The sequence below is a fragment of the Campylobacter concisus genome, from assembly GCF_002914195.1.
GTDB classification, from domain to species: Bacteria; Campylobacterota; Campylobacteria; order Campylobacterales; family Campylobacteraceae; genus Campylobacter_A; species Campylobacter_A concisus_M.
The window spans coordinates 26,564-40,205 of the sequence record NZ_PPAU01000048.1; the positions used below are offsets into that span (position 1 = coordinate 26,564).

Consider the following 13,642-nt stretch of genomic DNA (forward strand, 5'->3'; position numbering starts at 1 on the left):
AGGTTTTAAATTTGAGAGTATATTTAGACAATAACGCTACAACAATGGTTGATCCTGAAGCTTTTGAGCTTATGAAACCATATTTTTGTGAAAAATACGGCAATCCAAATTCACTTCATAAATTTGGCTCTGAAACACATCCAGCTTTAAGAACAGCGCTAGATCAGCTCTACACTGGGTTAAATGCAAAAGATAGTGACGATATCGTCGTTACCTCATGTGCAACTGAGAGCAACAACTGGGTAGTAAAAGGCATCTACTTTGACAAAATAGCAACTGGCGAGAAAAAGCGTATCGTAACAACCGCAGTTGAGCATCCAGCTATTTTGGCAACTTGTAAATTTTTAGAAAAATATGGCGTAGAGCTTACTGTTTTAGATGTAAATAACGATGGCATAGTCACGCCAGAACAACTTAGAGCTGTAATGGATGAGAATGTAGCACTTGTTTCTATAATGAGTGCAAATAACGAAACTGGCATGATCTTTCCTGTAAAAGAGCTTGCTAGTATCGCTCATGAATATGGGGCTTTATTCCACACGGATGCGGTTCAAGCAGTTGGTAAGATAAAGATAAATGTCCAAGACCTTGACGTTGATTTTTTAAGCTTTTCTGCGCATAAATTTCACGGACCAAAGGGTGTTGGAGCACTATTTATAAAAAATAGTATGCCACTAAGTAGCTTGCTTCACGGTGGCGAGCATATGGGTGGACGCAGAAGTGGTACGCTCGATGTTCCTGGCATCATCGGCATGGGTAAAGCACTTGAACTGGCAAATAAATTTATGGATTATGAGCACTCTCATGTTCGCCGTTTACGTGATAAACTTGAAGATGCAATTTTAAAAATTCCTGACGTTAGCGTCGTTGGTAAAAAAGAGCAACGTGTGCCAAATACCATTTTGGCTTCTATAAAAGGTGTTGAAGGCGAAGCTATGCTTTGGGATCTAAATAAAGCTGGCATCGCAGCTTCAACTGGCTCAGCATGTGCAAGTGAAACATTAGAGAGTAACCCAATAATGGAGGCCATAGGGGCAGATAAAGAGCTGGCTCACACCGCACTTAGACTATCTCTTTCTAGATTTAATACAGAAGAAGAGATTGATTATGCGATCGAGCATATAACAAAAGCAGTAAATAGACTAAGAGGTATCTCTAGTACATTTGCCTACGCCCCAGAATGGCATAAGAGCGGATTATAAAATTTAAAGGAAATAACATGGCAAAGAATAATTTGATCGGAGGCTCTATCTGGGATGAGTATTCTAAGGTAGTGCAAGACAGGATGAATAATCCTAAATTTATGGGAGAGATAACTGAAGAAGATGCTAAAAAGGCAAACGCAAAGCTTATTGTGGCTGACTTTGGTGCAGAAAGCTGCGGTGATGCGGTTAGGCTATACTGGCTTGTTGATGAAAAGACAGATAAAATAATAGATGCTAAATTTAAAAGCTTTGGCTGTGGCACAGCGATAGCTAGCTCTGATACGATGGCTGAGCTTTGTATCGGCAAAACGGTCGATGAAGCAGTCAAGATCACAAACCTTGATGTAGAAAAGGCTATGCGCGACAATCCAGAAACGCCAGCAGTTCCACCTCAAAAGATGCACTGCTCAGTTATGGCATATGACGTTATAAAAGCAGCAGCCGCAAGCTATAAAGGCATAGATCCAGAGCATTTTGAAGATGAGATCATCGTTTGCGAGTGCGCTAGGGTAAGCCTTGGTACGATTAAAGAAGTGATAAGACTAAATGACCTTCACACAGTTGAGGAGATCACGCAATACACTAAAGCTGGTGCGTTTTGCAAGTCTTGTGTAAAGCCTGGTGGCCATGAAAAAAGAGAATATTATTTGGTGGATATATTGCGTGATACTAGGGCCGAGATGGAGCGTGAGAAGATCGAAGCTCAGGCAAATGCTCAAGCAAATCACACTTTAGGTGACATTAGCTTTGAAAATATGACGATGGTAGGGCAGTTAAAAGCAGTCGAGTCTGTCATAGATAAAGAAATTCGCCCAATGCTCGAAATGGATGGCGGAAATTTAGAAATTTTAGATATCAGAAATGATAACGGCGAAAATACTGATATTTATATCCGCTATCTTGGTGCTTGCTCGGGCTGTGCAAGTGGCTCAACTGGCACTCTTTACGCGATTGAAAATGTCTTACAAGAGAGCTTAAGCCCAAAAATTAGGGTTATGCCTATTTGATTTTATTGACTAGCCCTTGTGGGCTAGTTTTTATTCTCTTAAAAATTTTAAAATTTCACTTCTAATTTGATTCAAATCACCCACAAATTTTTTTTCAAACTGCGAGCGATTAAAGGTTCGCTGACGTTTTGCTAACTGAGCCGTGTGTGTAGCTATGAGCTCTTCAAGCTCGTTTTGAGAAATTTCTTTATCTAAAAATTGCTTGCACTCTTTTAAACCTATTGATTTTAGTGGTTTTGGCTCACTTTTGTATTTATCAAATAAAAATTTTGCCTCATCTATGAGCCCAGCTTCAAGCATACCTTTTGTTCTCTTTTTGATACGTTCTCTAAGCTCATCTTTATCCCATAAAATTTCAAATATCGCTAGCTCTTTTATGATACTCTCTTTTGTATTTTCTCTTAACCAAATGCTTGGAATTTGGCTACTAAATTTATAAATTTGATACCACTTTTCGAGGCGATAAGAGTCATTTTGACTAAATTTACTTGCAAACTCAGGATCGATTTTTATAGCTAGCTCATAAATTTCTTCATTGCTTAAATTTATCTCACATTTTGGCACATTTGGTGCAAGTCCGCTAAGCATTGATCTTAGATAAAAGCCGCTGCCTCCTGTAATGATGAGCGGACAGTCTTGTAAGCGTGTAAAATCCTTTGCATTTTTATAAATTTCAAAAAATGCCCCAACGCTAAATTCTTTATCAGGATAAATCTCATCTACACCAAAGTGCTTTATGACTTCAAGCTGCTCTTTATTTGGCTTTGCACTGGCGATATCTATCTCTTTATAAAGTGCAAGCGAATCAAGGCTTAATATGACGCCATTAAGCTCCTTTGCAAGCTCAAATGCAAGATCGCTTTTGCCGCTTGCTGTGGTACCAATTATTGCAAATTCTTTAAACAAGTCTAGCCCTCGTAAAACGAGCTAAAGAGTAAAATTTCATCATTTTCCTCGTTATTTTTGCCTTCTTTTATAAGACTTGCCAAAACGCCAGCAAAATACGGAGCAAAGCTAAGCTCATTTAGTCCATAAGCTTGGTTATAGATTAAGTTACTATATATGTTATCGCGTCCAAGAGCTGGCTTATCGTTTGAGCTAAGAAGCACGTAGTTTGCCCTAAAACTAGGCTCTTTTAGCTCGCTTATGCCAAGATGTATCTTTAGCTCATTTAAAAACGCATTAATCTTTTCAGTTTTAACAAGCGTATCGATAGCGCCGACTTGTAAATTTGTAATAATCGTAACGCCATTTTTAGTTGGATAAATTTTGGCAAATAGATCATTTAAAATGATTGGTTTTTTAGGGATTTGCCCTTCATTCAGACTAAGATCAATAGTGTAAAATTTAGCCAAGATCGCATTTAAGCTCGTGCCTAGCTTATTCGAAAGCTCTAAATTTTTTGAAGCGATCACAAAGTTATCGGCCTCATATTCGCCGTTATTGCCGGTAGCTTTTTGCACTATTTGCCCCTGCGTTTTTAGCTCATAAATTTCATCATTTATAAATTTTGCCCCAAGAGAATTTAGCTCATTTATCAAAGCTTTTTTGAGCTCATTTGTATCAATACTTGCGTTGTTGGCTAAATTTATAGCGCCTTTTATGTTTTTATTTATTAGCCCAAAATTTGCAAGCTCTTTATCTATGCTTAAAATTTCTTGCTCGCTATGGGCAACCTTTATCTCATCAAGCCTTTTTTTAAAGCTTTCGTCATTGCTAAAAAGTAGATAAATGCCGCTCTCATCGAAATTTATCTGTGGATATTTGTTGTTTAGCTCTCTTAAAATTTCAAAGCTTTTCTTACCAAATTTTGAAAACAAAATTTGCATCTTTTTGTCGTGAGCTTTGGTTGATTTAAGTGTAAAATTTGTCATCCAAGCTCTAAAGGTTTCATTTAAGCAAATACTTATATCAAGCTCGCTTTTTTTGCTAACTAGCCCCATAAATGAGCTAGATATTGCTCCATCTTTTGCAAGAGCGTGTGTGCCAAAAGGCGTTAAAATCACATTTGTAAAATCATCTTTTTGGCTGCTAATAATTAAAATTTCTTCACCTTTTTTAGCTAATTCGTAAGCCATAAATAACGCACTAAAACTATCTCCAATAATCGCTACTTTGCCCATAATAACCCTTTGTTTTAAATTAATCTTGTAATGATAATATAAATTCAAATTTAAAGCAAAATGGTGTAAAATCAACCATTTTTAAAGAAAATGGAAATTTATCAAATGATAGAAAAATTAAAAATTATCGCTGAACTTATCGTTTTTAAGCATTCTATTTTTGCTTTGCCTTTTATTTTTGTTGCGATGATAATTGCTAGCAAGATAGAAAGTGGCTCGGCTTGGTTTGGCTTTAAACTGCTTATTTTAGGTATTTTTTGCGCTGTTAGTGCTAGAAATTTTGCTATGGCTTTTAATAGATACAAAGATGAAGATATCGATAAGCTAAATCCGCGAACTGCGAGCCGCCCAAGTGTTGATGGCCGTATCGGTAGGAGCAATATGCAGCTTTTTATAGTGGCAAATGCGTTTATTTTTATCGCATGTGCTTATTTTATAAATTCGCTCGCATTTTGGCTAAGTTTTCCTATTTTAGCTGTTCTTGGCGGATATTCGCTATTTAAACGCTTTAGCGAGCTAGCACATCTAGTGCTTGGCCTTAGCCTAGGTCTTGCTCCCATCGCTGGCGTGGTCGCAGTGAGCGCTGCTATACCGCTTTGGAGTGTGCTACTTTGCCTTGGTGTGACATTTTGGGTAGCTGGATTTGACTTGCTTTACTCACTTCAGGATATGCAATTTGATAAAGAAAATAAGCTCTTTAGCATACCAGCTATTTACGGCGACAAGGCCACACTTTTTTTATCGGCCATTTTTCACGCTTTAGCTTTTATATTTTGGCTACTTTTTGCTTGGGCAGCTGGGCTTGGAGCGATGGCATTTTTTGGAATTTTAGTAAGTGGCGTTATTTTATTTTTTGAGCATAGGATCGTAAGACGCGATTTTAGCAAGATAGATAGAGCATTTTTTACATTAAATGGCTATTTGGGAATTTTATTTTTTATCTTTGTTTGGATTAGCGTATTATGAGTGAGATTAAGCTGTTTAAAGCGCCTCTTGATATGGAATTCGAGTCTGATAAAGATGGGAGTGAGAAATTTAAAAGAGAGTTTGACTCCATCTTGCCAGGCGAAGAGGATGCACTTGGGGCTTGGCTAAAACGAGCTAAATCACGTGGCGAAACCAAAGAGAGTGATCAAGTTTTATTAACTTTGCTGATAGAGCTTCATAGAAAAGTTGATGCGCTGAGTGATTATATTAAAAATGAGCATAAGCAATATTTGCCACTAAAAGAGAGAGCGAGTATCGAAGAAATAGGCTTTACACACATCAAAATAAGCGAAGAAAAATTTATAAAAGATGAAATTTACTACGCAAGGATTGCTATGCCTATCTTTCCAAAGAGAAATTTGAGCCTTTATCTAAAGGCTATTGATGGAAGGCTTGCGAAGATAGAAAACATGCACGAAGAAGACGAAGCTGACTGGAATGCTTATGTGACGGCTAGGGAACGTGTAATGATAAGAGAAATGAGAGCGAATTCGTAAAGGAAAAATATGGAAATTTATATTTTTTTAGGCTTTGGTATCGTTTTGGCGATAATAGTAGCTTTAATGTTGATAAAAGATAGTGAGACAAATAAAAAATTTGTGAGATTTGAGCGAGCGATAGAAAGTGTTATGCAAGAAAATTTCAATCTAAAAAAGCAAATTTCAATGCTTGAAGGCGAGGCGTTTAAAAATAGTGAACAATATGAGCCGCTTAAGAAACAGATAAAAGAAAATATTGATTTGCAAATAAATGAGAAAATTGTACCAATAATTCGTGCGATTAAGAGCATTGAGCGAGTAATTGATGATTTTGCGACAGAGCAAAAAGATAGGATAGTTAGTCTTGAAGAGCGAACAAGAGATATTAATAAAATCGCACCAAGCGTCATCAATGAAGAAGAGCAAATTTTAAAAATGTTTAAAGACGGAAAAAGTGCAGCGATGATCGCAAAGGACCTTCATGTTGGAATGGGGCGAGTCGAGTTTGTGCTTAAATTTCATAAATTAGCCTAAATTTACAGGCTAATTTTAAAAAGACTAATCTACTCTTAAACTACAAAAATTGGCTTAAATTTTTATTTTGATTTAAATCTTTTAACATATAATTGAAAAAATTATAAAAAGCTCTAACCAAGCTTAAGAAGGTGCTTTATGCTAATCGATAAATATGGTCGGGTTGTTGATTATTTAAGGATTTCTGTAACTCAGCGTTGCAACTTTAGGTGTAGGTATTGCATGCCTACAACGCCATTTAGCTGGACGCCAAGAGAGAATTTATTAACTTTTGAAGAGCTATTTTTATTTGTAAAAGTGGCTATCGATGAAGGTATAAAAAAGATAAGAATCACTGGTGGCGAACCGCTTGTACGTAAGGATTTAGACGTTTTTATAAAGATGATAAGTGATTATAATCCAGACATTGATCTAGCGCTTACTACAAATGGTTATATGCTTTCACATTTTGCCAAAAGGCTAAAAGACGCTGGACTAAAGCGCATAAATATGTCGCTTGATACACTAAATGAGCAAAAGGCTAAATTTATCGCACAAAAAAGCGTTTTACACGAAGTTCTAGCTGGCTTTGAAGCAGCTCATGATGCTGGATTAAAAGTAAAAATCAACACTGTCGCACTAAAAGGTGTAAATGATGATGAGCTTATAAATTTGCTAGAGTTTGCTAAATTTAGAGATTCTCAGATCAGATTTATTGAGTATATGGAAAATTCACACGCTAAAGATGATCTAAAAGGGCTAAGTAGCAACGAAATTTTAAAAATCATCTCACAAAAATATAATGTCACAAAAGATGGAAAACTACCAAATGCGCCTGCGTCTATTTATAGACTTGATGATGGTTATAAATTTGGCATCATAGATCCACACAAGCACGATTTTTGCGAGAGTTGCAACCGTATCAGACTAAGTGCTGAAGGACTTTTGATACCTTGCCTTTACTTTGAAGATGCACTAAGTATCAAAAAAGCAGTTGCAAATGGCGACATCGTCGCAGCAAGCGAGATCTTAAGGCAAGTGCTAGCTAACAAGCCAAAAGAGAACAAATGGGCTCTAGGTGCTGAAAATGAAACCTCTTCAAGGGCCTTTTACCAAACTGGTGGTTGATGAGCAAAGAGCTAGAATTAGTTGAGGCATTTTTAAGCATCCAAGGCGAGGGCGCTTATCAGGGCAGGCTCGCTGTGTTTTTACGCTTTTTGGGCTGCAACCTAAACTGCTCTGGCTTTGGCGTAAAGACAAGGTCTTTAAAAACAGGCGAAGAGCTTTTGGGATGCGATAGCATAAGAGCCGTTTTTAAGGGACATTTTCACCACAAAACATATAGCACAGATGAAATTTTAAGCCTAGTTGATGGGCTATGCAAAGGCTTAGAGCAAAAGCCGATCATCGTTTTAACAGGCGGCGAGCCACTCATCTGGCATGAAAATGAAAATTTTATAAATTTGGTAAAGAAATTGCTTGAAGATTATGAAGTGCATTTTGAGACAAATGGCACTATCTTAATTGATTTTGCTAAATATGAAATTTATAAAAAATGCCATTTTGCACTTGGTGTAAAGCTAGCAAATAGCGGAGTTAATGAACAAAAACGTATAAATTTAGATGCTATTTTGGCTATTAAAAATAATGCAAGAAGTAGTTTTTTAAAATTTGTCCTCTCGCGCTTTGACAAAAGCGAGTTGGACGAGATTATAAATATAAAAAATCAAGCTGATTTGCCAGTTTGGTGCATGGCAATAGGAGCAAATAGAGCTGAGCTAAACGAAAATGCTTTAAAAGCGGCAGAATTTGCCATAAAGTATGGATTTAACTACTCGGAGCGTATCCACATCAGGCTTTGGAGCGATAAAGAAGGTGTTTGATGATTATTAGAAAGCTTTTTAGATTTGAAAATGCACATATTGTGAGATTTTGTAGCTCAAAGCGTTGTAGGACTAGCATCCACGGGCACAGCTATGTGGCTGAAATTTTACTTAGCTCAAATTTTCTTGATAACGCCGGCATGGTCTATGACTTTGGCTTAATGAAGCTAAACATAAAAACGATCATTGATAGTTTTGATCACGCTACGACAATATTTTCAGGCGATAATGATGAATATAAAAATGATCTAAAAAAGCACTCGGCAAGATGGATCGAGATCCCGCTAAATCCAAGTGCAGAGCAGTTTTGCCGTATATTTTTTGTACTCATAGAAAGACTACTTGAGCTTAGTGTTATGAAAAACGGCGAGCGTGAAGTGAAGCTTCATAGCATTATCGTGCATGAGACTGATACGGGCTATGCGCAGTGCTTTAAAGAGGACGCCATAAATGCGCAAATGGGCGAGATAAGGCTAGATGAGATCAAATTTTCAGACGCTATCATAGAAGAGTGGGAGGATAAAAATTTATTCGAGAAGATGAAAAATAGGTTAAAAATAGAAATTCCAAAGGACGTTTGATGAAAAAAATTATAACTTCTTTTTTATTTATAACTGGCCTATTTGTGGGTTGTGGAGATAAAGATGAGGCTAAAAATGATATTAGCGAGCCAGTGCCTAGTGATGTGACCATAGCTCAACCAGACGCAAATGTCACAATCGATGAACAACTTCCACCTGAGCCAGTCGTCGAAGAGAATGAGCCTTCTAAAGAGAAGAAATGAACGAACATCTCTCCTCACTTTTTGCATACACCTTGCCTTTTCATGTGACATTTTTTTATGCATTAGTTGCCTGTAATGTGCTTTATTTAATACTTACTCAGTTTAGCAGCAATAGCAAAAACTATGTACTTCGTATAAGATATTTTTTGCCGATTTATCATATGCTACTTAGTTTTCTTGTGCTAACCGGACTTATTTTATGGGCGTATTACGGATATGAGTTTAAATTTAATGCCGTAAAAATGTTAATTATCTTAATAATTTTAATCGCACTTAGTGCTATAGGTTTTAAAAGGCTAAAAATTTATGCAGCTAATGGTGACTTAGAAAAATTTAAAAAATTCGCCCTTATTAAGGGATTTTGTGATCTTATTTTAGTCTTAGTTGCAGGGATTTAGATGAAATTTTTATATGATAAAAATGCAGGTAATGAAAGCTTAAAGATAGTAAATGAAGCTTTTTTGCACCTAAAAGCTAGAAGAATGCAAGTTGGTGAGCGAATAAGTGTTAGAAATTTACGAGATTTTAAAGAGTATATTTATGAAATTGATGAGATTGATAGGCGAAGTGCGAGCTTAAGTCTTGTCTTTGCCAGCTCAAATGGCGAGCAAAAATTCGACTTTACGATCGCTTGGGCTATCGTCGATCCAAAGACGATAGAAAAGACATTACCATTTTTAAATGAACTTGGCGTTGGTAAAATAGCTTTTGTCTATACTAAATTTTCTCAAGCAAATTTTAAGATAGATATTGAAAGGCTAAACTACATAAATGCTCTCTCTTGCGAGCAGTGCGGACGAACATCGCTAATGGAGTTTGAAATTTATAAAAATTTGGACGAACTAATGAGTATTTATAAAAATGTCTCAGCTATAAATTTTGGTGGTAAAAGCTTAAATGAGAAAAAAGATGATGAGCTTTTAATAATCGGTCCAGAGGGTGGATTTAGCGAGGATGAGATGGCTAAATTTAAAAATAGCTACTGCTTAAATACTAAAAACACCTTAAGATCGCAGACTGCGGTTATCTCAGTGGCCGCAAAATTCCTGGCTTAATTTATTTGATTTTTAGATTTCTTTTTATATAATCAGCAACTTTTAATGTAGATAATTAGCCCAAAAATAATAAAGGAAAAATGATGAAAAAAGATATCCATCCAGAATACGTAGATTGCACTGTAACTTGTGCTTGCGGAAACACTTTTAAAACAAAGTCAAACAAAAGCGAAATTAGAATTGACATTTGCGACAAGTGCCACCCATTTTTCACAGGCAGCGAAAAGATAGTTGACAGTGCTGGCCGTGTTGAGAAATTTAAGAAAAAATACGCTCAAAAATAAGCCTTGCTCTACTTTGTTCCTACTCCAATAGGAAATTTAGAAGATATCTCGCTTCGTGCGATCAAAATTTTGCGTGAATGCGAGATAGCTATCTGCGAAGATACAAGAGTTTGCAAAAGTCTTGTAAATCTGCTAAACGAACGCTTTGACGCAAATATAAATATCTCAAATTTTATCCCGCTTCATACTCATAACGAAGATGACTTTTTCACAAATTTAAGTGATAATTTTTTTAGCAGAAATGTAGCCTACATGAGCGATGCTGGTATGCCAGGTATCAGCGATCCAGGTGTTAGCCTAGTAAGATATGCTCAAAAAAATAACATTGAATATGAAATTTTAAGCGGAGCAAATGCTGCACTTTTGAGTGTGGTCGCAAGTGGACTTTGTGATAAGGAATTTGTCTTTTTAGGCTTTTTGCCAAATACTGGCAGAGATAGGTCTTTGGCTATCCAAAATGCTCTAAATTTAGCTTATCCAGCCGTTATTTACGAAAGCCCAAAACGCATACTAGGCTTAGTACAAAGCATCGCAAATCTAGAACCTGAGAGAGAAATTTTTGCCATAAAAGAGGCTACTAAAAAATTTGAGACTAAATTTAAAGAAAAGGCTCAAAATTTAGCTCAAATTTTAGAAAAAGCAAATTTAAGCGGAGAGTGGGCGGTTGTCATCTCAAAAAGTGACAAAACAGCCACTCAAAATATCACAAAAGATGAGATACTTTCGCTTAATCTTGCCCCAAAAGTAAAAGCAAAATTGCTTAACAAAATAACCGGAGAAGATGTAAAAAAGATATATGATGAGCTTATAAAAGCTTAAATTATATGCTACAAAACTGCTAAGTGATACTAAAACGAAAGTGTAAAATTTACTCTAGTTAGATACAAAAATAAGTTAAATTTTAATTGACTTTAGCTACCATAAGTTACCATGATAATATACGGAAAACAACTATTTTTACATATTTTGAACAAGCGACCACAGATATTAGAAGAGATATATCTATCAAAAGAGTGTGACAAAAAACTTTTCTCTAAAATTTGTGGCACAGGCAAAAAGATCATCCGCGTGGATAATCAAAAAGCACAGTCTTTAGCTCGCGGTGGAAACCATCAAGGTTTTTTAGCAAATGTTAGTGAGTTTGAATTTTCAGACATTGCCGAGCTTAAAAAGCTAAATTTTATCGCCATTCTTTACGGCATAAGCGACGTTGGCAATATCGGTGCTATCGCTAGAAGTGCCTATGCTCTAGGTTGCGAAGGCCTTGTGATAGTGGCAAAAAGTGTAAATATGCAAGGCGTTTTAAGATCAAGTAGTGGTGCTGCTTATGAGATACCAATAGCGATTTTTGAAGATGGGCTTAGTTTGCTAAATGAACTAAAGCAATTTGGTTTTAAAATTTATGCAACAGCAAGTGATGGCAAAAACGTAAAAGAGATGAGGTTTGCTGGTAAAAGAGCTTTGGTGATGGGCTCAGAAGGCGAAGGCATACCGCAAAAAGCTCTAGCAAAGTGTGATGAGTGTATTGGTATAAAGTTAAAAGAGGGCTGGGACTCCTTAAATGTAAGTGCAGCTTTTGCAATAATTTGTGACAGGATGATAGATGAATGAATTAGAGAATTTAAAAGAGATAGGTATAAAGGAAATTTCACGTAAAACGCATATTGAGCCTACATTTTTACAATATATTTTTGATAAAAATTTTGAAAAATTATCACGTTTAAATATTAGGGGCTATGCCAAGATTTTGCAACGTGAATATGATGTTGATTTGAGCGAGTTGCTTGCTGAATACGATGCCTTTATGCAAGAAAACACACCTGATGAGAGTCACAAAACTAAAGTTACTCCAAAAATTTCTTCCTACACTCCAAAAGATATTACCATACAAAAACAAAGCGGTACTGGCGGTGCTGGATTTTTATTTTGGCTTATCATTTTAGCTATTATCGCTGGTGGGGCATATTATTTTGATGCTTACAAATATATTGAGAATTTTTTATCGTTTTTAAATGATGAGAATAAAAGCGTGAGCTATTCGCAGTCAAGTATAGTAAATGAGGTGAAGAAAAATATCATCGATACAAATATCACCATCTCTCAAAATAGCCCTAAAATAGAAGCAAACATATCAAGCGTAAAAATTTCAGCTCCAGTTGAGCAAAATGTGACAACAAGTCCTGCAAACATGGAGCAAAATGCTGTGAAACCAAGCATGGCAGCTCAGCCAGCTCCTAAGATAGAGCAAAACATTACAAAGCCACTAAATGAGGCGATCATTACACCAAAACAACGTGTTTGGATAGGGATAATTAATCTTGAAAATGGTCAAAAAGTATCAAACGACACAAGCAAAAGCATAAATATAAATTTAGACCAAAGGCAGCTCGTAGTTTGTGGAAATGGCAACATTGAGCTAAAGATCGGCGATAAGGTAACAAAATATAATCCAAGTCGTCCAGCTAGATTTTTAGTGGAAAATGGAGAGATGAAATTTGTGAGCTATGATGAGTTTGTAGAACTTAACAAGGGTAAATCTTGGTAAGAAAAATAGCGATTTTCACCGCTTTTAGTGTATTTGCCTATGCTTTTAGCTTACAAACTAGTGCAAGTGCTTTAAGCAATGTTGAAAATGTGCAAATTTCTTTAGAAAATTTAGACCAAAATGGCTCACTCAATGTCAATGAGCTAGTATCAAGATTAAAACAAAACTCAAGTTACGATAGCATTTCATTTGGTTCAAATAGTTTGAATTTAAAATTTATAAGCGAGCAAAAAGTTCCTTCTACATTATTTGTAAAATCAATAAATTCGACTCTGGATGATGCCAACATAAGTATTTCAAGGATAAATTCTCTAAAAAATGGAGATAAAATTTCTTATGGAATTTCGGCCATAAAAAATGGCGGAATAGATCCAAACTTATTAAGCTTAGCGCTTAGTCAAAGCGGTTTTAAAATTTTAGGATTTGATAGGGTTGATGGGAATTTAGAGATATTTTTAGATGCTCAGAATATGATTCTTAAGGCTACAAAGGTAAATTTTGACGAAGAGACGCCACTTTTAAAAAGCGGTGGTACTTATTTTGTTGATGTTGAGGGTGCAAGTAGTCTGGATATCGCATCAAAAGAGTCAAATAGATGGATGCCACTTGTTAGGATTTATGATAAAAATTTAAATCAGATCGACTCTATAAAAGAAGAGCAAGCAAAAACCGCCATTTCTATAAATTTAGCAATAGGCGCAAAATACGCATTAATTAGCGACAATGTTGATATAAATAATATAAAAAATGAGATAATTATCAAGCTTATAAAATAGG

The 13,642-nt window shown here is 35.9% G+C and carries 18 protein-coding genes; 16 read left to right on the forward strand and 2 right to left on the reverse strand.

Going from position 1 to position 13,642, the window contains the following annotated elements:
• Nucleotides 1-11: 11 nt before the first annotated feature.
• Together CYP28_RS01035 and CYP28_RS01040 are read left to right on the forward strand one after the other, a co-directional pair.
• On the forward strand, nt 12-1,202 hold the full coding sequence (locus CYP28_RS01035) for a NifS family cysteine desulfurase (protein WP_084041584.1): 1,191 nt from the start codon (nt 12-14) through the stop codon (nt 1,200-1,202).
• 17 nt (nt 1,203-1,219) lie between these two features.
• Nucleotides 1,220-2,212, forward strand: coding sequence for an iron-sulfur cluster assembly scaffold protein NifU (locus tag CYP28_RS01040; RefSeq protein ID WP_054196048.1), 993 nt, complete (start codon nt 1,220-1,222; stop codon nt 2,210-2,212).
• A gap of 30 nt (nt 2,213-2,242) precedes the next feature.
• Here CYP28_RS01040 and miaA read toward each other — a convergent pair whose 3' ends face one another.
• Together miaA and CYP28_RS01050 are read right to left on the reverse strand one after the other, a co-directional pair.
• On the reverse strand, nt 2,243-3,118 hold the full coding sequence (gene miaA / locus CYP28_RS01045; RefSeq protein WP_103592761.1) for a tRNA (adenosine(37)-N6)-dimethylallyltransferase MiaA: 876 nt from the start codon (nt 3,116-3,118) through the stop codon (nt 2,243-2,245).
• Nucleotides 3,119-3,120: 2 nt separating this feature from the next.
• Nucleotides 3,121-4,335, reverse strand: a complete 1,215-nt coding sequence (locus CYP28_RS01050) for an FAD-dependent oxidoreductase (RefSeq protein ID WP_103592762.1) — start codon at nt 4,333-4,335, stop codon at nt 3,121-3,123.
• Nucleotides 4,336-4,440: 105 nt separating this feature from the next.
• On the opposite strand from CYP28_RS01050, the gene mqnP reads away from it, so the two are divergent.
• The 14 genes from mqnP to CYP28_RS01120 all read left to right on the forward strand — a co-directional run bounded on the left by mqnP (nt 4,441) and on the right by CYP28_RS01120 (nt 13,641).
• Nucleotides 4,441-5,301: a menaquinone biosynthesis prenyltransferase MqnP gene (gene mqnP, locus CYP28_RS01055; RefSeq protein ID WP_103592763.1), complete on the forward strand. Its 861-nt coding sequence runs from the start codon at nt 4,441-4,443 to the stop codon at nt 5,299-5,301.
• A complete protein-coding gene (locus CYP28_RS01060; protein WP_103592764.1) occupies nt 5,298-5,819 on the forward strand; it encodes a hypothetical protein in 522 nt (173 codons plus the stop codon). Before mqnP ends, CYP28_RS01060 begins: the two co-directional genes overlap by 4 nt.
• Before the next feature lie 9 nt (nt 5,820-5,828).
• A complete protein-coding gene (locus tag CYP28_RS01065) occupies nt 5,829-6,335 on the forward strand; it encodes a DUF6115 domain-containing protein (protein ID WP_103592765.1) in 507 nt (168 codons plus the stop codon).
• A gap of 138 nt (nt 6,336-6,473) precedes the next feature.
• Nucleotides 6,474-7,442, forward strand: coding sequence for a GTP 3',8-cyclase MoaA (moaA, locus tag CYP28_RS01070; protein WP_103592766.1), 969 nt, complete (start codon nt 6,474-6,476; stop codon nt 7,440-7,442).
• A complete protein-coding gene (locus CYP28_RS01075; RefSeq protein ID WP_103592767.1) occupies nt 7,442-8,197 on the forward strand; it encodes a 7-carboxy-7-deazaguanine synthase QueE in 756 nt (251 codons plus the stop codon). The genes moaA and CYP28_RS01075 overlap by 1 nt, the downstream gene beginning before the upstream one ends.
• Complete coding sequence (locus CYP28_RS01080) at nt 8,197-8,778, forward strand: 6-pyruvoyl trahydropterin synthase family protein (RefSeq protein WP_103592768.1); 582 nt, start codon at nt 8,197-8,199, stop codon at nt 8,776-8,778. Before CYP28_RS01075 ends, CYP28_RS01080 begins: the two co-directional genes overlap by 1 nt.
• Nucleotides 8,778-8,981, forward strand: coding sequence for a hypothetical protein (locus CYP28_RS01085; RefSeq protein WP_103592769.1), 204 nt, complete (start codon nt 8,778-8,780; stop codon nt 8,979-8,981). Before CYP28_RS01080 ends, CYP28_RS01085 begins: the two co-directional genes overlap by 1 nt.
• The gene (locus tag CYP28_RS01090; RefSeq protein WP_103592770.1) at nt 8,978-9,379 is read left to right on the forward strand and encodes a hypothetical protein; all 402 of its coding nucleotides are present in this window, start codon (nt 8,978-8,980) and stop codon (nt 9,377-9,379) included. The genes CYP28_RS01085 and CYP28_RS01090 overlap by 4 nt, the downstream gene beginning before the upstream one ends.
• Nucleotides 9,380-10,036, forward strand: a complete 657-nt coding sequence (locus CYP28_RS01095) for a 16S rRNA (uracil(1498)-N(3))-methyltransferase (protein WP_103592771.1) — start codon at nt 9,380-9,382, stop codon at nt 10,034-10,036.
• Nucleotides 10,037-10,119: 83 nt separating this feature from the next.
• Complete coding sequence (gene rpmE / locus CYP28_RS01100) at nt 10,120-10,320, forward strand: 50S ribosomal protein L31 (RefSeq protein WP_002942443.1); 201 nt, start codon at nt 10,120-10,122, stop codon at nt 10,318-10,320.
• A gap of 3 nt (nt 10,321-10,323) precedes the next feature.
• The gene (rsmI, locus tag CYP28_RS01105; protein ID WP_103592772.1) at nt 10,324-11,139 is read left to right on the forward strand and encodes a 16S rRNA (cytidine(1402)-2'-O)-methyltransferase; all 816 of its coding nucleotides are present in this window, start codon (nt 10,324-10,326) and stop codon (nt 11,137-11,139) included.
• Nucleotides 11,140-11,250: 111 nt separating this feature from the next.
• Nucleotides 11,251-11,931, forward strand: coding sequence for a 23S rRNA (guanosine(2251)-2'-O)-methyltransferase RlmB (gene rlmB / locus CYP28_RS01110; protein WP_103592773.1), 681 nt, complete (start codon nt 11,251-11,253; stop codon nt 11,929-11,931).
• Entirely contained in the window at nt 11,924-12,865 is a 942-nt protein-coding gene (locus CYP28_RS01115) for a phosphatidylglycerophosphate synthase (RefSeq protein WP_103592774.1), read from the forward strand. The genes rlmB and CYP28_RS01115 overlap by 8 nt, the downstream gene beginning before the upstream one ends.
• Nucleotides 12,859-13,641 carry a hypothetical protein gene (locus tag CYP28_RS01120; protein ID WP_103592775.1) on the forward strand — a complete coding sequence of 261 codons (783 nt, stop codon included), beginning with the start codon at nt 12,859-12,861 and terminating at the stop codon, nt 13,639-13,641. The genes CYP28_RS01115 and CYP28_RS01120 overlap by 7 nt, the downstream gene beginning before the upstream one ends.
• Nucleotide 13,642 lies beyond the last annotated feature (1 nt).